Genomic DNA, 19,965 nt, shown 5'->3' on the forward strand with positions numbered 1-19,965 from the left:
GCTTCAGCCGCGCGGCGGGAACACGCAGTAGAGGGCGCCGACGCGCCGCCGGTCGCCGTACCCGGCGTCCTGGAGCAGCCGCAGCCCGGCCCGGTCGCGCGGCCGGGCGCACGCGGCGGTGACGTGCGCCCGCCGCAGCGCCTCGCGGACCTCCTCCACGCCCGGCCGCAGGCTCCGGCGGCCGAGGACGGCGCGCGTCAGCAGTTGCCGGTCGGAGACGAACGGCCCGCGCGCGGGCAGCATCCCGAGGTAGTGGTCGTTGGCGTTGACCGCGTGGACGCGCGTGGACAGCAGCGGTACCGCGCGCATGAACGAGCGCGGCATCAGCACCGTCCCGTCCGGCCCGGCGACGCGGATCACCGCGCGCGCCGTCCCGGCGCTGCCGGGAGGGAGCTTCCAGGACGGCCGGTCCGCGACCGTCGAGCCGTTCGACCGGGCCCAGACCGGCGTGCCGCCCGCGACGAGCGCGATCCCGAGGACCGCGGCCGGCGCGATCGCGGCGGCGACGGCCGGGGCCGTCCCCGGACGGAGCGCGACGATGCCGGACGGCAGCCGGACGGTCGCGAGCAGGCCGATCAGGACGGGCGCGGGCGCGACCCACAGCGTGCGCCACAGCACCTGCCCCGTGTTGGACGCGTCGTGGATCACGCCCATCACGCCCGGCAGGAACAGCAGCGTCAGCACGCCCGCCGCGCCCGCGGCGACCAGCGCCGGGACGCCGCGCCGCGCCGTCCACGGACCGAGCCACAGCGCGCACCCGGCGAGCACGCCCGGCACGCCGTGCAGCAGCACCCACGCGTAGCCGGTCGGCGCGTCGTGCACGCGCCCGACCACCGCGGTGCGCTCGTGCATGAGCGCGACCGTCGCCCCGGTCGCGAGGGGGTACGCCATCGCGACGCACGCCGCGAGCCCGGCCCTGACGCGGCCCGACAGGACGAGCGGCGCGGCGGCGGCGACGGTCACGAGCGGGATGAGGAACGCGGCGCTGGAGGTCAGCCCGACCGACGCGACCCCCGCGGCGGCGAGCAGCGCGAGCGTGCCGTACGTGCGGCGCTCGGCCCAGCGGGTGAAGTAGACGTACAGCAGCGGGATCAGCGCCGACACCAGCACGGCCTTGCCCTGCCACATCCGCAGCAGGTGGAACGACCCGAGCGAGGCCCCGCCCATCCCGGACCAGAGCAGGTAGACCGCGCCGACGCCAAAGCACGCGACCGGGCGGCGCGGCGCCCACGCGCGGACCAGCCGCCACATCGCCCACACGGCGAGGAACGTGGCGAGCGGCAGCAGCGCGTACCAGAGGAACGACGGGGCGGGCACGCCCAGCACCCGCGCGACCGCCCCGGCGAACACCTCGAACGACGCGGCGGGCGGCTCCCCGGCGATCGGGCCGGTCGTGCCGCGCGAGAAGATGACGTCGTCGAACGGGATCCGCCCGTTCGCGGCGGTCGCGACCGAGCGCGACACGAAGTAGGCGTCGTCGCCGTCGGTGTTGACGATGAACAGCGACGCGACCGCGAAGCCGAGCCCGGTCGCCGCCGCCACCGGCATGCCCCAGCGCCCGCCCCGCGCCTCGTCGTCGAACGGCCGCCCCTCGCCCCGTTCGCCCGGCTCTTCTGCCCGTTCGCCCGGCTCGGCCTCGCGGGCGGGACGGTGGCCGCCGGGTTCGCCGGCCCGTCCGCACAGCAGCGCGACCGCGGTCGCGGTGACGCTGACCAGCCCCGCGAGCCAGACGCACCACCAGGGCACGCCGTCGCCGTGCAGCCCGGCGCAGACGCCCGCGACGACGCCCGCCGCGACCGCGACGCCGACCGCGGCCGTCCACGCGCGGGCCGGCAGCGCGCGGCGGCGCGGCGGGGCGGAGGCCCTGAGCCGTCCGGACGGCACGCCCCGCGCCCAGAGGGCGCCGATCGCGGCCGTCGCGGCGAGCCAGGCGACGAGCATCGTCCAGGTGGGCGGGCGCAGCAGCAGCCCCACGTCGTAGATCACCGTCCAGGCCGCGAACGACAGCACCGCGCCGTCGCACGCCCGGTCCAGCGCACGCGTCGCGCGCACCGTCCACGGCGCCCGGCCGGACGCCGCGCGCCCGGTCCGCGGACCACTGAGCCCGATCATGTTGCCCCCGAAGTGATCTTGACGTTAAGGACGCGGTGTACCGCGCCGGAGTTCACAGATGACGGAGAAGCATCAGCAAGTTGCCCTGAAGATCACTTTTCGATGCCATAAGTCCGGATTTACTGCGCGACCGGCGGCGCACGTGTTGTGATGGGGCGGTACGGGAGCCCGGGCCTCCTGGCACGGGCGCGTCCGAATGGGATGTGATGTCCGGTGCGCCACGCGTTCGGTTTCCTGCTCGGCGTCCTGCTGACCCCCGCCCTTCTCTACGGTACGGCGTGGGGCTACGTCCAGGCGGGCCGGTCGTTCGACGGGACCGGCCAGGAGATCACCGACCGGACCCGCATCTACGGGTCGTTCGCGCTGCTCGCGGCGGTGGGCCTCGTGATGGGCGTCATCATCGTCGCGCGGTGGGCGTCCCCGCTGGTCTCGCTCGTGCCCGCGCTCGCGCTGCTCGGCCTCTCGGCCTACTTCCTGGCCGACCCGGGGCGCGTCCTCGACCTGCCGGGACGGGTCCCGCCGGGCGGCGACCTCGACTTCGGGCTGCGGATGATGCTCGGCTCCGGCGTCTACGCGCTGATGGGGTTCGCGCTGCTCATGCCCACCTGGGCGCCGCGCCGCTGGGGATCGCGCAGGGAGGACGAGCCCGCCCGCCCCGAGTACCACTCCGCGATGGACCGCTGAAAGACCGGGCCCACCCGCCGGGGCCCGGCACGCCGAGTCCCCGCCCTTGAACGCCCACGGCATTCGCCGACGGCCGTGTCGGTCGTTCCCGCGATGCGGCGCTCTAGGCGCGCCGCCGGTGGTCGCCGCGGAACTCGTCGGCCAGTTCGTGGATTCTCTGCTCGGTCTCCAGCAGCCTGCCCTCGGCCCTCGCGGTCCGCTCGGCGGCCCGCCGCTCCCTGTGGCTCGGCCTGTGACCCGTCGTCCTCGTACGCCTCAACCGCTCGAACAACCGCATGGTCTTCACTCCTCGGGGTGGGCCGTGGCGGTTCGCTCTCGTACCCGCCAGGACGGCGCTCACACCGGACGCCTCGTCAAGCGGGCACTCCGCCCGCTTCGAGCGCCGTTCCGCGATGGGCCGCCGGGCGGTCAGGGCGGGGTCGGGGTGTAGGCGTGGTCGCCCCGGTACAGGCCGGCGAGGACCTCCTCGATGTCGGCCTCGCGCAGGGCGATGTCGCTGATCTCGTAGCGTTCGGCGAGGCCCGCGACGACCGCGGCGGCGTTCGCGGCGCGGGGCAGGCGCAGCCACTGCCTGGGCCCCTCCGTGCGGACGACCTCGATCCCGTCCAGCTCCACGGGCGGGCCGGGGCGGGCCAGCTCGACCACCAGCATCCGGTCGGCCGCGACGGCCTGCCGCAGCCGCGCCAGGTCGCCGTCGAACGCCAGCCGGCCGTGGTCGACGATCAGCACCCGGCGGCAGAGCCGCTCGATGTCGCCGAGGTCGTGCGTGGTCAGCAGGATCGTCGTGCCGCGCTCGGCGTTGAGCCGTTCGAGGAACCCGCGCACGGTCGCCTTGCTCACCACGTCCAGCCCGATCGTCGGCTCGTCCAGCACCAGCAGCTCGGGGCCGTGCAGCAGCGCGGCGGCGAGGTCGCCGCGCATCCGCTGGCCCAGGCTGAGCTGCCGCACCGGGGTGTCGAGGAACGGCTCCAGCTCCAGCAGCGCGGTCAGCTCGGCCAGCCGGCGCCGGTGCGCGGACGCCTCCACCCGGTACAGCCGGCGGATCAGGGTGAGGCTGTCGCGCAGCGGGAGGTCCCACCACAGCGTGGTGCGCTGCCCGAACACCACGCCGATGCGGCGGGCGAGGGCCGTCCGCTCGCGCGAGGGGTCCATGCCGCAGACCCGCAGCGTCCCCGACGACGGGGTGAGGATGCCGGTCAGCATCTTGATCGTCGTGCTCTTGCCCGCGCCGTTCGGGCCGAGGTAGCCGACGAACTCCCCGCGCCCGACCGTGAACGAGACGCCGTCCACCGCGCTCAGCGTCGTGCGCACCCGCCGCGGTCCCCGCCCGGCGCGGCGGCGCAGGGTGAACGACTTGGCCACGTCCACGGCCTCGATCATGGCCGGCGGCGTCCCGCTGCGTCCCATCGCTCCCCCTCAGCTTCCCGTCGACCGGTAGTGCCGCAGCCCCGTCCGCCACGCCACCGCCGCCACCGCGCACACCACGGCCGCCACGGCGGGCGCCGCGAACCGCGCCGCGTCCGGCAGCCCGAGCGGGTCCGGGCGGTCCAGCACGTACAGCGAGGGCTGCCAGTTGACGAACGCGAGCGGGACCGCGAACGTCACGCCGCGCACGAAGTCCCGCGCGAACAGCGTCAGCGGGTACTGGGTGAGGAACGCGCCGCCGTACGTCAGCGACTTGGTCGCGCCGTGGCTGTCGACCAGCACGAACTGGAGCGAGGCCGCCAGCACCCACAGCCCCGCGAAGATCACCGTGCCGCACGCCACCATCAGCGGCACCATCGCGACCCGGCCCGCCGTCCAGGGCGCGTCCAGCCGCGGCAGCGCCAGCCCGAGCACCAGCGCCGCCGGCAGCAGCTTGCCGAACCGGCGCGGCGAGAAGTCCTCGGTCGCGATCTGGACGAGCGGGCTCACCGGACGCACCAGCAGCGCGTCCAGCGTCCCCTCCCGGACGTGCTGCCCCAGCCGTTCGGCGCCGCCGAGCAGGATGTCCGAGATCCCGAACGCGAGCGCGGACGTGCCGTACAGGAACAGCACCTCGGCCGCCGTGAACCCCGCGATCCGCGGCGTGTGCGCGAACAGCAGCATGATGCCCACCGCGTCGAGCGCGCCGACCACGGCCGTCGCGAGGCTCAGCAGCAGCATCGACACCGGGTACTGCGCCGCCGCCCGGGTCCACGTCCAGGCGAGCAGCGCGTACATCCGGACGGCCCGTCCCGGCCGCCCGAGCGGACCGAGCGCAGCCGCCCGCGCCCGCGCGCGCACCCGCGCGCCCGGCGCCGTGTCAGCCACCGTGGATCACCAGCCTGCGCCGCGCCGCCCGCGTCAGCAGGTGCCCCGCCCCGATCAGCGCCGCCGCCCACATCGCCTGGAACGCGAGCGCCCCGGCCAGCCCCGCGCCCGAGTGCTTGCCGAGGAACACGTCGGCGGGGACCTGGATCTGCGCCGCCCACGGCAGCGCCCGCGCCACCGTGCCGAGCGTTCCGGGGAACGCCACGAGCGGCACGATCATCCCCGAGAAGAACAGCGACATCACCAGCGCGACCGCGTTCAGCCCCCGGTCGTCGTGCAGCCAGAACACCGCGAGCGCCATCAGGTACCGCAGCCCGAAGCTCACCAGCACCCCGAGCGCCAGCGCCGCCGCGAACGCCGCGAGCCCGCCGGGGCCCGGCCAGTGGAACGGGAACACCAGCGCGCCCGCCACCATCGGCGGCCCGCCGCGCAGCGCCAGCGAGCCCGCCGCGCGCCCGAGGTCGTCGGCCAGCCACCAGCCCTGCAACCCGGCCGGGCGGTACAGGTCGATCGCCACGTCGCCGCTGCGGATCCGCTGGGTCAGCTCCATCCCGCCGAAGATCTGCACCGGGCCGATCAGCGCCTGGGTGAGGAAGCAGAACGTCACGGCGTCGGCCTGGTCGTACCCGCCGAGGTGCGGGCGGGCCCGCCACAGCCCGATGAGGACGCTCGCGCGGATGAACCCGAACACCGTGTTGGTGAGCGCCTCCGCGGCGGAACCGAGCGGGTACGCGGTGTGGCGGCGGAACGCGAACCACGTGACCCACGGAAAGACGCCCATCCGACCGGAGCCTAAACAAGATCGCCGCTCCGGTCCACGCAATCGTGCACAGACGGGCGAGGCCGGACCCGGTCGGGTCCGGCCTCGCCGCGGGCGTCCGCTACGGGAGGGCGGGCTTGGTCGGGCTGTAGATCCAGTCCTTGAAGAACGCGTCCAGGTCCTGCCCGGAGACCTTCTCGGCCAGCGCCGTGAAGTCCTCGGTCTTCGCGTTCCCGTACCGGTGCTGCGCGACCCACGTGCGCAGCAGCGCGAACCACTTCTCGTCGCCGATCTTCTCGCGGAGGAACTGGAGCGCCATGCCGCCGCCGCTGTAGACCCGCTGGTTGAACATCGTGTCGCGCTGCGGGTCGGCCGTCACGACCGACCAGAACGGGCGCCCGGCCGGGTCCGGGAACGGCCGCGAGGCGTACGTCGCGCGGGCCTGGTCGTGGACGGTCGTGCCGCCGTGCTTCTCCGCCCACCACCACTGCACCCAGGTCGCGAAGCTCTCGTTCAGCCACACGTCCTTCCAGCGGGCCGGGGACACGCTGTCGCCGAACCACTGGTGCGCCAGCTCGTGCGCGATCGTCCCGGTGTCGCGGACCGCCGAGTAGACCGGCTTGCCCTGGGTCTCCAGCGAGAACCCGAGCGGCTGCCCGTTGAACCGCGCGTCGTCGGCGATCGCGCCCGTCGTGCTGAACGGGTACGGGCCGAACGTCTTGGCCCAGAGGTCGGTGACCTCGCTGGTGGTGTCGAAGAAGAAGTTCACCGCGTTCGGCTGGTTCGCGAGCAGCACCGGGTCGACGGCGGTGTAGTTGTTCAGCCCGCCCGGCGTCTTGCCGCTCTTGATGTCCCACTTGCCGATGTCGATCGTCGTCAGGTACGACGCCATCGGGCTGTCCTCGCGCCACTTGAACACGTTGGCCTTGGTGCTGCGCGCCCTGCGGCTGAACGAGGCCGACTCGCTCCGGTGGTTGGTGAGCAGCCCGTTCGAGACGGCCTTCAGCCCTGCGGGCACCGTGATGGTGTAGTCGTAGGTGGCCTTGTCGCTCGGGTGGTCGTTCACCGGGAACCAGGTCGAGGCGCCGTTCGGCTCGCCGCCGACGAACGCGCCGTCCGGCGTGTGCAGGAACCCGTACGGCGACCCGAACACGATCGGCGAGCCGACGATCGTCTGCGGCACGCCCCCGTACGTCACGACGGCCTTGAACGTGGCGCCCTTGCGGATGCCCTTGCGGGGCGTGATGACGAGCTCCTGGCCCTTGCGCTTGTAGTCGGCCTTGTGCCGGTCGACCTTGACGCGCTCCACGTCCATCCCGGACAGGTCCAGGTCGAAGCTGGAGAGGTCCTGCGTGGCCTTGGCCGTGATGGTGACGACGCCGTCGAGCTGGTCGTAGTCGGGGTCGTACTTCAGGTCGAGCGAGTAGTGCCGGACGTCGTACCCGCCGTTGCCCTCCAGGGGGAAGTAGGCGTCGCCGAGGCCGGGCGCGCCGGGGAGTAGCGGCCGTGCCCCGCGGCCGAGGCGGCCGGAGCCAGCGCGACCATCGTGACGGCCGCGAGGGCGAGCGGTAGCAGGCGTCCGGGGGTGGCCCGGGGGGTGACGCGGAACGCCATCGGAGGATCCTCTCCGTTGAGTGATCAACAGCGGACCTACATTGACGGCAATATCCAATAATGTCGAGACTTGTGCCACTTCCGGCCGTCCCGGTCAACGGCCCCGATCCCTCGCGCGTCACCACAGGCGAGACGCTCCGGGCCCTTCGGACGGCGGGACGGCGCACGCGCGGCGCCGGGCGTTCACCCGGAGAACGGACGCGGGCGAGCGGAAGGCCCCCTCCGGGTGTAGGGGCGGAGGGGGCCTTCCTAGGGCGGGCCCTGACGGGCGCTGCCGGTCTTTAGTGGAACTGGGCCTCCTCGGTGGAGCCCTTCAGCGCCGTGGTCGAGGAGTCGGGGTTGATCGCGGTGCTGACCAGGTCGAAGTAGCCGGTGCCGGCCTCGCGCTGGTGCTTGACCGCGGAGAACCCGCGGTCCACGGCGGCGAACTCGCGCTCCTGGAGCTCGACGTAGGCGGTCATGCCCTCGCGGGCGTAGCCGTGGGCCAGGTCGAACATGCCGTAGTTGAGGGCGTGGAAGCCCGCCAGCGTGATGAACTGGAACTTGAAGCCCATGTGGCCGAGCTCGCGCTGGAACTTGGCGATGGTGGAGTCGTCCAGGTGCTTCTTCCAGTTGAACGACGGCGAGCAGTTGTAGGCGAGCATCTGGTCCGGGTACTCGGCCTTGACCGCCTCGGCGAACTTGCGGGCCTGCTCCAGGTCCGGGGTGCCGGTCTCCATCCAGATGAGGTCGGAGTACGGCGCGTACGACTTGGCGCGGGCGATGCAGGGCTCGATGCCGTTGCGGACCCGGTAGAAGCCCTCGGCGGTGCGCTCGCCGGTGATGAACTCGCGGTCGCGCTCGTCCACGTCCGTCGTGATCAGGGTCGCGGCCTCGGCGTCGGTCCGCGCGATGATCAGGGACGGCACGTTGGAGATGTCCGCCGCGAGGCGGGCGGTGTTGAGGGTCTTGATGTGCTGCGCGGTCGGGATGAGGACCTTGCCGCCGAGGTGCCCGCACTTCTTCTCGGACGCGAGCTGGTCCTCCCAGTGCACGCCCGCGGCGCCCGCGGCGATCATGCCCTTCATCAGCTCGAAGGCGTTCAGCACGCCGCCGAAGCCGGCCTCGGCGTCGGCCACGATCGGCGCGAGGAAGTGCGTGTCGCCCTCGCCCTCGGACCACTGCACCTGGTCGGCGCGCAGCAGGGCGTTGTTGATGCGGCGCACGACCTGCGGCACCGAGTTGGCCGGGTAGATGCTCTGGTCCGGGTAGGTCTGGCCGGCCAGGTTGGCGTCGGCGGCGACCTGCCAGCCGGACAGGTAGATGGCCTTCAGGCCCGCCTTGACCTGCTGGACGGCCTGGAGCCCGGTGAGCGCGCCGAGCGAGTGGACGTAGTCCTCCTCGTTCAGCAGCTTCCACAGGCGCTCGGCGCCGAGCCGCGCGAGGGTGTGCTCCTCCTGCACCGAGCCGCGGATCCGGACGACGTCCTCGGCGGAGTAGGTCCGCTCGACGCCCTTCCAGCGCTCGTCCGTGGCCCACTGCCGCCGCAGCTCGTCGGCTGCGCCCTTGAGGCGACTGTCGCTCATGTCTGTTGCCCCTTCTCGTCGTCCCCTGGGTGCTTGACCACGACTATGCCCCGGCACAAGCCCTTGATGAACTCGTGAGTAACAGAAGAACGTCGAAAATTCCGCTACCATGAACCCGTGACGACCTTGCGGCCAGAAGAACCCCTCAACTTGACGAGCGATGTAGACCTCGTCACCTTCGGGCAGCGCCTGCGTCATCTGCGGCGCGGGCGCGGCATGACGCTGTCCGACCTCGGATCGCGCGTCGGCCGGGCGCCGTCCCAGCTCTCCCTGCTGGAGAACGGGCGCCGCGAGCCGAAGCTCTCGCTGCTCCAGTCGCTCGCGGCGGCGCTGGAGGTACCGGTCGAGGAACTGCTGCGCAGGCAGCCCCCGAGCCGCCGCGCGGAGCTGGAGATCGCCCTGGAGGAGGCGCAGCGCGACCCGCTCTACCGCACGCTCGGGCTGTCCCACCTCAAGGTCGGCAAGCGCATGCCGAACGAGGTGATCGAGCACATCCTCGCCCTCTACGAGGAGCTGAAGCGCAGCCGCACCAAGCCGACGGCGAGCCCCGAGGAGGCCCGCAAGGCCAACGCCGAGCTGCGCCGCCAGATGCACGAGCGCGGCAACCACTTCCCCGAGATCGAGCGGGTCGCCGCGCAGACGCTCGACTCGGTCGGCTACCGGGGCGGCGCGGTGTCCCAGGGCATGCTGATGACCCTGGTCGGCCACTTCGGCTTCAGCCTCCGGTACGTCCAGGACCTGCCGCGCTCGGTCCGCTCGATCACCGACAACCGCAACCGGCGCATCTACCTCGAACGCGAGCAGCTCGGCATGCACACGCCGCGCACGATCCTGCTCCAGACCCTCGGCCACATCGCGCTCGACCACGACGTGCCGCGCGACTTCGCCGACTTCCTCCGCCAGCGCGTCGAGGCCAACTACTTCGGCGCCGCGATGCTCATGCCCGAGCGCGCCGTCGTGCCGTACCTCCAAGAGGCCAAGGCCGCGCGGGAGCTGTCGGTCGAGGACCTCGCCGACGTCTTCTCGGTGTCGTACGAGATGGCCGCGCACCGCTTCACCAACGTCGCGACCCACCACCTCGACCTCCAGCTCCACTTCACCAAGAACGACGAGAACGGCACGATCTACAAGGCGTACGCCAACGACGGCCTCGCGTTCCCGCAGGACGGCGACGGCGCGATCGAGGGCCAGCGGATGTGCCGGCAGTGGGCGGGCCGGCACGTGTTCGGCGCCGAGGACCGCTTCTCGGTCTACTACCAGTACACCGACACCCCGAAGGGCACCTACTGGTGCCTGTCGCACATCGACCCGAGCCACGAGCGCGACTTCGCGATCACGCTCGGCGTGCGGTTCGAGGACTCGCGCTGGTTCCGGGGCCGCGAGACGACCCGGCGGGTCCGGTCGGCCTGCCCCGACGGCGACTGCTGCCAGCGCCCGCCGAAGGCGCTCGCCGAGCGCTGGGAGGGCATGGCCTGGCCGTCGGCCCGCGCCCACTCGCACGTGCTGTCCGTCCTGCCGCCCGGCGCGTTCCCCGGCGTGGACGAGGCCGACGTGTACGCGTTCCTGGACAAACACGCCGCCGAATGACCGTTGTGTTGTGGCCCTGTTAACTCTTCGGGTCGGCCGACGCGCCTGCGTGCCTCCGGTGAATGATCTGGAGGTGAATGGCGTTTGCTGTAGGAGGACGCCCTGGTCCGGGACGGCCGGACGGGAAGGAGAGCGCGTGCTGCCTGAGGTCGCCTCATGGCTCCGCCGCCGCACGAGCGCGGCGGCGGACTGGCCCCTGGAGGCCCTGCTCGCCGCCAAGGGGGACGCCCGGGTCAGCGTCGTGCTCCCCGCGCGCGACGAGGAGCGCACCGTCGGCGCGATCGTCGGCGCGATCCGTTCCGACCTGGTCGAGCGCGCGCCGCTCGTCGACGAGATCGTGGTCGTCGACTCGCGCTCCACCGACCGCACGGCCGAGGTCGCCGAGGCCGCGGGCGCCGACGTGGTCGTCCAGGACCTGGTGCTGCCGGGGCACGGCCGCATGTCGGGCAAGGGCGAGGCGCTGTGGAAGTCCCTCGCCGCCACCACCGGCGACCTGCTCGTCTTCGTGGACGCCGACCTGCGCGGGTTCACCTCCTCGTACGTGACGGGCCTGCTCGGCCCGCTGCTGGACGACCCGGACGTGGCCTACGTCAAGGGCTGCTACGACCGCCCGCTCGTCACCGGGGAGCGGCGCGTGGAGAACGGCGGCGGGCGCGTCACCGAGCTGGTCGCCCGCCCGGTGATCAACCTGCACTGGCCGCGGCTGGCGGGCGTCATGCAGCCCCTCGGCGGCGAGTACGCGGGCCGCCGCTCGGTGCTGGAGCGGCTCCCGTTCGTCACCGGCTACGGCGTGGAGATCGGGCTGCTGCTGGACGTCTACCAGGAGGAGGGCCTGGACGCGATCGCGCAGGTCGACCTCGGCCGGCGCACCCACTCGCACCAGTCCACCGAGGCGCTCGGGATCATGTCGGGCCAGATCCTGCTGACGGCCTGGTCCCGCCTCGAACGGCACGGCCGGATGCTCCCGATGGAGGCGCCCGCCACCGCGCTCGCCCAGTTCCACCGCGGCCCCGACGGCCACGACGTCCGGGTCAGCGACGTCGGCGTGGGCGAGCGCCCCCCGATGATCGAGATCCCCGAGTACGCCGCGGACCGCACCCTCCTCCGCTGACCGCCCCCGTCCCGCCCCGCGGCTCTGCGCGCCCGGCGCATTTTCGGTGCCGCCGCCCGCCTTTATTTCTCCGTTTCGGCGGTGTTCTCGCTCGTCCCGGCCTTCCGCCGCGACGGCGCTGTGACTCCCGCCACGGTGTTACCCGCGGTAACGCCGGAAGGTGCTACCGTGGGTAACAGCCGATATTGGAGAAAGGGTCAATAATATGACGAGCGCCGACGCGACGCCCTTCTCGCTGGAGCTCAGCGACGACGTGCGCGAGGTCCAGCAGTGGGTCCACGAGTTCGCCCGGGACGTCATCCGTCCCGCCGCCGAGGAGTGGGACGAGCGCGAGGAGACCCCCTGGCCGCTGATCCAGGAGGCGTCCAAGGTCGGCCTCTACTCGCTGGACTTCTTCGCCACCCAGTGGCTGGAGCCGACGGGCCTCGGCATCCCGGTCGCGTTCGAGGAGCTGTTCTGGGGCGACGCGGGCATCGCGCTGTCCATTGTCGGCACCGGCCTCGCCGCCGCCTCGATCGCCGCGGTCGGCACGCCCGACCAGGTGACCGAGTGGGTGCCGCAGATGTTCGGCACGTCCGACGACGTCAAGCTCGGCGCGTTCTGCGCCTCGGAGCCGGACGCGGGCAGCGACGTCGGCTCCATCCGCGCCCGCGCCGTCTACGACGAGGCCAAGGACGAGTGGGTGCTGAACGGCACCAAGACCTGGGCGACCAACGGCGGCATCGCCGACGTCCACGTGGTCGTCGCGTCCGTCCACCCCGACCTCGGCAGCCGCGGGCAGGCGAGCTTCATCGTCCCGCCCGGCACCCCCGGCCTGAAGCAGGGGCAGAAGTTCAAGAAGCACGGCATCCGAGCCTCGCACACCGCCGAGGTCATCCTCGACAACGTGCGGATCCCGTCGCACCTGATCGTCGGCGGCAAGGACAAGTTCGACGAGCGCATCGCCCGCACGCGCGAGGGCAAGAGGGCCAAGGGCCAGGCCGCGATGAAGACGTTCGAGACGACCCGCCCGAGCGTCGGCGCGATGGCGCTCGGCGTCGGCCGCGCCGCCTACGACTACGCCCTCCAGTACGCCCAGGAGCGCGAGCAGTTCGGGAAGAAGATCGGCGACTTCCAGGCGATCGCGTTCAAGCTGGCCGACATGAAGTGCCGGCTGGACGCGGCGCGGCTGATGGTGTGGCGCGCCGCCTGGATGGCCCGCACCGGCAAGGACTTCGACAACGCCGAGGGCTCGATGGCCAAGCTCATGGCCAGCGAGATGTCGGTGTACGTCACCGAGGAGGCGATCCAGATCCTCGGCGGCAACGGCTACACCCGCGAGTACCCGGTCGAGCGCATGCACCGCGACTCGAAGATCTTCACCATCTTCGAGGGCACCAGCGAGATCCAGCGCCTCGTCATCGGCCGCACGGTCACGGGGCTCCCCGTCCGCTGACCCGTCCGACGTGTCCGACGTGTCCGACGCGTCCGACGCGTCCCGCCGCCGCGCCGCCCGGCCGCCGGTCCGCCCGTCGCCGCGCCGCACCGCGCCCGGTCCCTCGCGACCCCGGCGCGGTGCCGCGCCGTGCCGCCGCGCGGGCCGGCGGCGGGCGTCGCGCGGCCACGGCTCCCGTCCGTGACGTCCCCCACAGCCGGTACCGCAGGGAGGTGCGGCCGACATGACCCATCCGCCACCGCGTCCCGGCGGCGCGGCGCCGCGGGCGCGCGGGCCGGCCGCCGCGCGCCGCGCGACGTCCCGCCCCCCGTCAGGCGCGGGAAGTGACAACTCCGGGCCCTCCAGGGGACACCGGTGTTGTCACCCGGTAACACCCCGGATAGCGTTCGGGTATGCCGACCGCCGCCGGACCCGTACCGCCGCAGCCCGCCCCCGGGCCGGCGTCGGCCGCCCGCGCGCGGTGAGCCGGCCATGACGGTCGGGACCGGCGCGAACGCCGGAACGGCGGGGTCGCGGCGCGACCCGGGCCGCCGCAGCGCCCTGCTGGAGGCGGCCGACCGGGTCATCCAGCGGGAGGGCCCGGAGGCGTCGATGGCCGCGATCGCCGCCGAGGCGGGGATCAGCAAGCCGATCCTCTACCGCCACTTCGGCGACAAGAGCGGCCTGTACCAGGCGCTCGCCGAACGGCACACGCGCAAGCTGATCGACGGGATCCGGGCGCAGTTCTCCCGGTCCGACCCGATCCGCGCGCGCGTGCGGGCGACGATCGACACCTACCTGGCCACGATCTCGGCCAACCTCAACCTCTACCGGTTCCTGATGCACCGGGCGAGCGCGGAGGACGCGGCCACGCACAGCGCGATGAGCACGATGATCCGCGGGGTGAGCCGGGAGCTGGCCGAGGTGATGATCGCCGAGGGGGCCCGCCGGTCGACCGCACCCGCGCGTACGTGTGGGGGCACGCGGTGGTCGGCATGGTGCAGACGGCGGGGGACTGGTGGCTGGACCACGCGGGCGAGGTGCCCCGCGAGGACGTGGTCGACGGGCTCGCCGACCTCATCCTCGGCGGGCTGCCCGCCGCCGCGCCCCCCGACCGCGTGCTGGAGCTGTTCAGAGAATGACGATCCCCGAGGTGACTGTGCAGACCGACCTGCGGACCGAGCCCGCCACCCACCCCGCGAGCGGCCGCGACGACGGCCCGGACGCGGGCGGTCCCGCCGGGGCGCCCGCCGCGGCCCGCCCCGAGCCGGACGTGGAGACCGAGCGGCGGCCCTGGGGGAGCTTCGAGCGGTACACGCTGAACGAGCCGTCCACCGTGAAGATCATCCATGTGGAGCCGGGGCAGCGGCTCAGCCTCCAGCGGCACCGCGACCGCGACGAGCTGTGGGTCGCGCTGGACCCGGGCGCGGTGTTCGAGGTCGCGGGGCGCCGCTTCCTGCCCGAGGTGGGCGAGCGGGTGCTGATCCGCGCGGGCGACACGCACCGGCTCGGCTCCGACGGCCCGGCCGTCCGCGTCATGGAGATCGCGTTCGGCCACTTCGACGAGGACGACATCGAGCGCATCGAGGACTCCTACGGCCGCGCCTGACGCTCCGTCCGTTCCGCCGCCGGCGCCGCGCCCTCCCCGGCGGACGGCGTCGTCGTCGCGGGTCGGGGCGTCGTCGTCGCGGGCGGTGCGGAGGCCGTCGGGCGCGGGCGCGTGAACGTCCCGGCGGGGAGCACGCTGAGCGCCACGCGCTGGGCGCGCGTGTCGTCCGCCCCCGGGCCCTTGAGCGAGACGTAGCCCCACGCGCCCGGCTTCCACTCCCAGGCCAGCTCGACCGCGCCAGGGCGGACGACGGGCGCGGCGAGCACGTACGCGCGGTGGCCGTGCACGGCGGGCGCGGGACGGCCCGACGGCGGACGGCCCCCGCTGCCCGGCGGGAGGCCGCCCTTCGGGTACATCTCCACGATCCCGTCGGCGCGCAGGGTGCCGCCCGGCCGTTCGGGCCGCAGCAGGATCCGCTGGACGTCGCGTCCCGCCTCGTACGACGCGGGGGTGAAACCGCCCGCCGACCCGACGTCGAACGCGTGCCGCCCCGCGTCGAACCGTTCGCCCGGCGGGGCCGCCGCCTCCTGGCCCAGCAGCGGGACGGTGAGCTGCGCCGCCACGACCGCCAGCGCCGCCGCCGCGGTCGCCGCCGCGCGCCGGACGCGGACCCGGCGGCGGCCGGCCCGGACGGCGCGGCCGACGTCGGGGGAGCCGGGCGGCGGCCGGAACCCGCGCAGCGTTCCGAGCAGCCGCGCGGCCTCGTCGTCGTGCTCGTCCACGGCGGTCACTCCCCTCCCCGTACGGCCGACCCGGCGCGGTCGCCGAGCAGCGCGCGCAGGCGGGCGAGCCCGTGCGCGGTCTGGCTCTTGACGGTCCCCTCCGAGCAGCCGAGGATCTCCGCGACCTCCGCCACGGGCAGGTCGCACAGGAACCGCAGCACGAGGACGGCGCGCTGCCTGCGCGGCACCCGGTCCAGCGCCGCCCGCACCACGGCCCGCGTCTCGACGTCCGGGACGGCCTCGGCCGGGACGCCCGGCGTGTCGGCGGGCGCGCCCGTCAGCCGGACGCGGGCGACCCAGGCGAGGCGCCGCTCGTTGAGGAACGACCTGACCAGGATGGACCGGACGTAGCGGTCCAGGTCGTCCGCCCCCCGCGCGCGTCTCCAGTGCACGTACAGCCGGGTCAGCGCGGTCTGGACGATGTCGTCGGCGCGGTGCGGGTCGTGGCAGAGCAGGTGCGCGATCCGGCGCAGGCCCGGCAGGGCGCCCGTCACGTACTCCACGTACTCCGCCTCATCGCCCGCCCGCACCGCCGCCCTCCTTCCCGGTCCCGCCGCCCGCCGCCCCGCCTCCCGTTCGGGTGCCCGCTCCGCCGCCCGTTCGGGACGGGCCGCCGTGCGCCTGCCGCTCCGTGAGACGGGTGGGGGCGGCAGCGGGATCGCCGGGTCCGTGGCCACGGCCGGTCACCGTCCCGGCCCACGAGTGAGGAGGCGGACGTCCCAGACCCACACGCCGCCCTCGTAGCGGCCGGGGCCGAGCAGGGCGGTGAGGACGCCGTGCAGCTCGCGTTCGCGGGCGTTCGGTCCGAGGACGACCGCGTCGGCGCGCCAGTACACGAGGTCCGCGCGGGCGGCGGACCGTTCGGCGGGGCCGACGGCGGGCGGGTCGCGGTCGTCGCGGGCGCGGCGCAGCAGCTCGGACGTCGGGCGGCGGGGCGCGCCGTACCCGCCCCGCCGGTCCGGTCCGAACGGGCCGACGAAGTAGCCCTCGGGCACCCGGAACCCGAGGCCTGCCTCGACCTGCCAGTGCAGCGGCGTCGCGTCCGGCACGTCCGGCGGCGGCGCGGGCACGAGGGTGCGGCCCGGCGCGACGTGGCGGCGCCACGCGCCTCCGGTGAAGAACGCCGGGGTCGCGGGCCGGTCCTCGGCGGGCAGCGGCTTCGGGGCGATCGGTACCAGGGCCTCGGCCAGCACGAGGGCGCACGCGATCCGCGCGCGCCGTCCGTACGCGGCGTCGCCGGAGAGCTCCGCGCCCGCGAGGCAGCGGTCGAGGGCGCGGGCGAGCAGCAGGCCGATCGGCGGTACGCACACCAGCGTCAGCCGCGACTCCAGCACCGACTCGTAGAGGGGGAGCTTCCCCAGGACGAGCCAGGGCCCGGGTATCCCGGTCGGCCGCCCGTTCACGACGATCTCGGGGCCGAGCGACAGGACGGCCGCGGTGACGACCACGAGCCCGAGGGCGCGCGCGACCGCGTCCCGGCGCAGCAGGACGAGCAGCGCGGCGACCAGGACGGCGAGGGGCCAGCCGAAGAACGCGTTCTGCTCGGTCGTGCTCACGTCGAGCGGGCCCGGCGCGGAGGGGTGCCCGGCGAGCGACTGCCGGGCGAACGCGGCGAGCGCCGCCGCGTCGTTGCCCGCCGGGCCGTGCAGCAGGCCGTCGTAGCTCTGCCGCCCGAAGAACTGCCGGACCAGCGCGTACACGGTGAGCGGCAGAGCGGTCGCCGCCGCCGTCCCGAGCCCGGCGACGAGCCGCCGCGCCGCGGGCCCGGTTCCGTCCGGGCGGGCGAGGGCGTACCCGGCGGCGAAGACGGCGAGGCCCGTCGCCGCGAGCAGCAGCGCCTCCTCACCCAGGTACACCTGGTAGGCGGCGAGGAGGCCGAGGACCAGGCCGTTGCGGACGGTCCCGCCGTCGCCGCGCGCGAGCCGGACGAGCCGTCCGACGATCAGCGGGAGCGCGGCCAGCACGACGAAGTTCGGGTGCGCGTTGGCGTGCGAGACCATCGGCGGCGCGAACCCGCAGAACCCGCCCGCCACGGCCGCCGCCGGCCATGCCGCCCCGAGATGCCGGCGCGCCAGCCGGTACCAGGCCGCGGCCGTGCCGCCGAGCCCGAGCGTCAGCACGAGCGCCCAGGTCACCGAGGGCCCGAACGCGAGGGTCACCGGCGCCAGCGGCACCGAGACGCCGAGCATGACCGTGTTGGCCATGAGGTTCACGCCGTCCGGGGCGTTCTGGAGGGTCGTGAAGAACGGGTCGTCCAGCCGCGTCACGGCCCGCGCGGTCACCGCGAAGAACCACTCCCACTGGGCCTGGTCCTGGCCGCCGTCCACCAGGTAGCGGCGGCCCGGGTCCGCCCACAGATTGCCGAGGACGGCGAACGCGGCGAGCACGAACGCCCCCGACACGGCGAGATCGACCTCCCGCCCGCTCAACCCCGTACGCCCCGTTCCGCCCAGCCCCCCGCCGCTGCGGCCCGCCTCGGCCTCGCCGCAGCCCGCAGTCACCACAGCCCTCACGCCGCCACCCACCCGCCCCACGCCCCGCCCCCGCCGTCCGCGTTGCCCGCGCTGCTCGCGCCGTCCGCATCGTGCGTGGCGGGACGGGTCGAGGTGGGGTTCGTGATCGTGTGGGAGAGGCCGTGGCGGGCGCGGATGCCCGCGATCTCGCGCAGTACCCGCAGGTAGTCGAGGGGGCGGACCTTGGAGCCGGGGCGGTGCGTCCACCGCACCGGCACCTCGGCGACCGGCCAGCCGCGCCGCGCGAACAGGGCCAGGACCTCCACGTCGAACCCCCAGCCGTCCACCCGCGCCGCCGCGAACGCCGCGCGGGCCCGCGCGCCGTCGAACAGCTTGAACCCGCACTGCGTGTCGGCCACCCCCCGCAGCGCGACCGTCCGGATCAGCGCGGCGCCCGTCCGCCCCGGGACGAGGCGCAGCGGATGCCGCCGCACGCGCCGTTCACCGGCCGGGCCCCGCGGTACGGCGCGCGAGCCGATCGCGGCGGCGTACCCCTCGGCGAGGACGGCGCGCAGGCGGGCCAGCTCCTCGATCGGCGTCGCGAGGTCCGCGTCGGTGAAGAGCACGAGCGTGCCGCGCGAGGCCGCGACGCCCGTCCGGACGGCGTGGCCCTTGCCGCGGTTCGCCGGGGTGCGCAGCAGCCGGATCCGGGGGTCGCGCGCGGCGGCGCCGAGGACGGCCGCCGCGCCGCCGTCGGTGGAGCCGTCGTCCACGACGATCAGCTCCCAGGAGGGCGCGCGGCCGTCCAGGTGGGCGCGGAGCTCGGCGAGCGCGGCCGGGAGCCGCCGCCGCTCGTTGTAGACGGGGACGACGACCGACAGCTCGACCGGGGAGGCGTTCACATCCCGGAGACCGCCCCGGGCGCCCGTCCGGTTGTATGACCTACGTCACATCGGGACGGGCCGTGCAGGCTGCCAGGATGGGGGAGAAGTGGTCACTTATCGCGGACGGGAGCGCCGATGGACCTGGACCGGCTCGCGGGACCGCTGGCCGACGTGCTCGCCGCGCGGTACGGGCCGGGCGTCCGGGTGCGCGGCCTGCGCCGCGACAGCGGCGGCGCGTCCCGCGTCACCTGCGCGTTCGACGCGGTCACGGCGGACGGGGAGACCCGCCCCCTGATCCTGCGGCTCGCGACGCCCGGCGCGTCGGCGGGCGGCCCCCTGCTGCACGAGGCCGCGCTGATGCGCGCCGCGGGCGAGGCGGGCGTGCCGAGCCCCGAGGTCGTCGCGGCGGGCGGGGAGGACGGTCCGCTCGGCGCCGACTTCGTGGTCATGGAACGGGTCGAGGGCGAGACGATCCCGCGCCGCGTCCTGCGCGACCCGGCCCTCGCGGGCGCGCGGGCCGGGCTGGCCGCGCGGTGCGGCGAGATCCTCGCCGCCGTGCACCGCATCCCCATCGAGGCCGTTCCCACGCTCGACCGCGCCGACCAGTTGGAGGCGTGGCGGGCGGTGCTGGACGCGACGGGCGAGCCGCACCCGGCGCTGGAACTCGCGCTGCGCTGGCTGGACCGCAACCGCCCGTCCGCGCGGCCCCCGGCGGTCGTGCACGGCGACTTCCGCAACGGCAACCTCATCATCGGGCCGGACGGCGTCCGCGCCGTCCTCGACTGGGAGCTCGCGCACCTCGGCGACCCGCTGGAGGACCTCGGCTGGCTGTGCGTGAAGGCGTGGCGGTTCGGCGCCGAACCGCCGGTCGGCGGGTTCGGCACGTACGACCAGCTCGTGGAGGCGTACGAGAGGGCGGGCGGCGCGAAGGTCGACCCGGCCGCGCTGCGCTGGTGGGAGATGTTCGGCGTGGCCCGGTGGGCGATCATCTGCGTGATGCAGGCCCGGCGGCACCTGTCCGGCGGCGAACGCTCCGTCGAACTCGCCGCGCTCGGCCGCCGCGTCGCGGAGAACGAGGCGGACCTCCTGGACATGCTCCCCGCCCGCCTCGACGCCCCCCTCACCCTCCCCGGCTGATCCGCCGCGCCTCCGGCCGAG

General features: G+C 74.4%; 17 protein-coding genes and 1 pseudogene. 7 read left to right on the forward strand and 11 right to left on the reverse strand.

The window, feature by feature from the left end; translation table 11 throughout:
- Positions 1–3: 3 nt before the first annotated feature.
- Positions 4–2,112 (reverse strand): DUF6077 domain-containing protein, encoded by a 2,109-nt coding sequence (locus GEV43_RS39220; protein WP_160825692.1) that lies wholly within the window; start codon positions 2,110–2,112, stop codon positions 4–6.
- A 213-nt stretch (positions 2,113–2,325) separates the two neighbouring features.
- Here GEV43_RS39220 and GEV43_RS39225 point away from each other — a divergent pair, with 213 nt between their 5' ends.
- Positions 2,326–2,796, forward strand: a complete 471-nt coding sequence (locus GEV43_RS39225) for a hypothetical protein (RefSeq protein ID WP_160825693.1) — start codon at positions 2,326–2,328, stop codon at positions 2,794–2,796.
- A gap of 103 nt (positions 2,797–2,899) precedes the next feature.
- Here GEV43_RS39225 and GEV43_RS39230 read toward each other — a convergent pair whose 3' ends face one another.
- From GEV43_RS39230 to aceA, 6 genes are all read right to left on the reverse strand, one after another.
- On the reverse strand, positions 2,900–3,073 hold the full coding sequence (locus tag GEV43_RS39230; RefSeq protein ID WP_160825694.1) for a hypothetical protein: 174 nt from the start codon (positions 3,071–3,073) through the stop codon (positions 2,900–2,902).
- Positions 3,074–3,204: 131 nt separating this feature from the next.
- Positions 3,205–4,203 carry an ATP-binding cassette domain-containing protein gene (locus tag GEV43_RS39235; protein ID WP_375539131.1) on the reverse strand — a complete coding sequence of 333 codons (999 nt, stop codon included), beginning with the start codon at positions 4,201–4,203 and terminating at the stop codon, positions 3,205–3,207.
- Between the two features lie 9 nt (positions 4,204–4,212).
- The gene (locus GEV43_RS39240) at positions 4,213–4,998 is read right to left on the reverse strand and encodes an ABC transporter permease (protein WP_160826117.1); all 786 of its coding nucleotides are present in this window, start codon (positions 4,996–4,998) and stop codon (positions 4,213–4,215) included.
- 82 nt (positions 4,999–5,080) lie between these two features.
- Positions 5,081–5,869, reverse strand: coding sequence for an ABC-2 family transporter protein (locus tag GEV43_RS39245; protein ID WP_160825695.1), 789 nt, complete (start codon positions 5,867–5,869; stop codon positions 5,081–5,083).
- A 100-nt stretch (positions 5,870–5,969) separates the two neighbouring features.
- The gene (locus tag GEV43_RS39250) at positions 5,970–7,490 is read right to left on the reverse strand and encodes a M1 family metallopeptidase (protein ID WP_206681588.1); all 1,521 of its coding nucleotides are present in this window, start codon (positions 7,488–7,490) and stop codon (positions 5,970–5,972) included.
- Between the two features lie 253 nt (positions 7,491–7,743).
- Positions 7,744–9,027 carry an isocitrate lyase gene (gene aceA / locus GEV43_RS39255; protein WP_160825696.1) on the reverse strand — a complete coding sequence of 428 codons (1,284 nt, stop codon included), beginning with the start codon at positions 9,025–9,027 and terminating at the stop codon, positions 7,744–7,746.
- Positions 9,028–9,177: 150 nt separating this feature from the next.
- Between aceA and GEV43_RS39260 the strand changes: the two genes are divergently transcribed.
- The 5 genes and pseudogenes from GEV43_RS39260 (at position 9,178) to GEV43_RS39280 (ending at position 14,748) form a co-directional block, all read left to right on the forward strand.
- On the forward strand, positions 9,178–10,614 hold the full coding sequence (locus GEV43_RS39260; protein WP_160825697.1) for an XRE family transcriptional regulator: 1,437 nt from the start codon (positions 9,178–9,180) through the stop codon (positions 10,612–10,614).
- Between the two features lie 136 nt (positions 10,615–10,750).
- Entirely contained in the window at positions 10,751–11,725 is a 975-nt protein-coding gene (locus tag GEV43_RS39265; RefSeq protein WP_160825698.1) for a glucosyl-3-phosphoglycerate synthase, read from the forward strand.
- 205 nt (positions 11,726–11,930) lie between these two features.
- Positions 11,931–13,160, forward strand: coding sequence for an acyl-CoA dehydrogenase family protein (locus tag GEV43_RS39270; RefSeq protein WP_160825699.1), 1,230 nt, complete (start codon positions 11,931–11,933; stop codon positions 13,158–13,160).
- A 471-nt stretch (positions 13,161–13,631) separates the two neighbouring features.
- Positions 13,632–14,281: pseudogene (locus GEV43_RS56710) on the forward strand (TetR family transcriptional regulator).
- Positions 14,282–14,292: 11 nt separating this feature from the next.
- The gene (locus GEV43_RS39280; protein ID WP_309240177.1) at positions 14,293–14,748 is read left to right on the forward strand and encodes a phosphomannose isomerase type II C-terminal cupin domain; all 456 of its coding nucleotides are present in this window, start codon (positions 14,293–14,295) and stop codon (positions 14,746–14,748) included.
- On the opposite strand, the gene GEV43_RS39285 is transcribed toward GEV43_RS39280, so the two are convergent.
- The 4 genes from GEV43_RS39285 to GEV43_RS39300 all read right to left on the reverse strand — a co-directional run bounded on the left by GEV43_RS39285 (position 14,733) and on the right by GEV43_RS39300 (position 18,825).
- Positions 14,733–15,470: a hypothetical protein gene (locus GEV43_RS39285; protein WP_160825701.1), complete on the reverse strand. Its 738-nt coding sequence runs from the start codon at positions 15,468–15,470 to the stop codon at positions 14,733–14,735. The two genes, GEV43_RS39280 and GEV43_RS39285, sit on opposite strands and share 16 nt — an antisense overlap.
- Before the next feature lie 5 nt (positions 15,471–15,475).
- Positions 15,476–16,000: a SigE family RNA polymerase sigma factor gene (locus tag GEV43_RS39290; RefSeq protein WP_160825702.1), complete on the reverse strand. Its 525-nt coding sequence runs from the start codon at positions 15,998–16,000 to the stop codon at positions 15,476–15,478.
- A gap of 153 nt (positions 16,001–16,153) precedes the next feature.
- Positions 16,154–17,983 carry a glycosyl transferase gene (locus GEV43_RS39295; protein ID WP_160825703.1) on the reverse strand — a complete coding sequence of 610 codons (1,830 nt, stop codon included), beginning with the start codon at positions 17,981–17,983 and terminating at the stop codon, positions 16,154–16,156.
- Complete coding sequence (locus GEV43_RS39300; RefSeq protein ID WP_160825704.1) at positions 17,980–18,825, reverse strand: dolichyl-phosphate beta-glucosyltransferase; 846 nt, start codon at positions 18,823–18,825, stop codon at positions 17,980–17,982. Before GEV43_RS39300 ends, GEV43_RS39295 begins: the two co-directional genes overlap by 4 nt.
- A 117-nt stretch (positions 18,826–18,942) precedes the next feature.
- On the opposite strand from GEV43_RS39300, the gene GEV43_RS39305 reads away from it, so the two are divergent.
- Positions 18,943–19,944, forward strand: a complete 1,002-nt coding sequence (locus GEV43_RS39305; protein WP_160825705.1) for a phosphotransferase family protein — start codon at positions 18,943–18,945, stop codon at positions 19,942–19,944.
- The last annotated feature ends 21 nt before the right edge of the window (positions 19,945–19,965 follow it).

This window comes from Actinomadura sp. J1-007, from assembly GCF_009793335.1.
Lineage (GTDB): Bacteria > Actinomycetota > Actinomycetes > Streptosporangiales > Streptosporangiaceae > Spirillospora > Spirillospora yumaensis.

Excerpts from the sequence above, each read along its gene's own strand:
- aceA (WP_160825696.1), bottom strand. The coding sequence starts at position 9,027 with ATGAGCGACAGTCGCCTCAAGGGCGCAGCCGACGAGCTGCGGCGGCAG.
- GEV43_RS39270 (WP_160825699.1), top strand. The coding sequence starts at position 11,931 with ATGACGAGCGCCGACGCGACGCCCTTCTCGCTGGAGCTCAGCGACGAC.
- GEV43_RS39230 (WP_160825694.1), bottom strand. The coding sequence starts at position 3,073 with ATGCGGTTGTTCGAGCGGTTGAGGCGTACGAGGACGACGGGTCACAGG.
- GEV43_RS39245 (WP_160825695.1), bottom strand. The coding sequence starts at position 5,869 with ATGGGCGTCTTTCCGTGGGTCACGTGGTTCGCGTTCCGCCGCCACACC.
- GEV43_RS39305 (WP_160825705.1), top strand. The coding sequence starts at position 18,943 with ATGGACCTGGACCGGCTCGCGGGACCGCTGGCCGACGTGCTCGCCGCG.
- GEV43_RS39220 (WP_160825692.1), bottom strand. The coding sequence starts at position 2,112 with ATGATCGGGCTCAGTGGTCCGCGGACCGGGCGCGCGGCGTCCGGCCGG.
- GEV43_RS39240 (WP_160826117.1), bottom strand. The coding sequence starts at position 4,998 with ATGTACGCGCTGCTCGCCTGGACGTGGACCCGGGCGGCGGCGCAGTAC.
- GEV43_RS39235 (WP_375539131.1), bottom strand. The coding sequence starts at position 4,203 with ATGGGACGCAGCGGGACGCCGCCGGCCATGATCGAGGCCGTGGACGTG.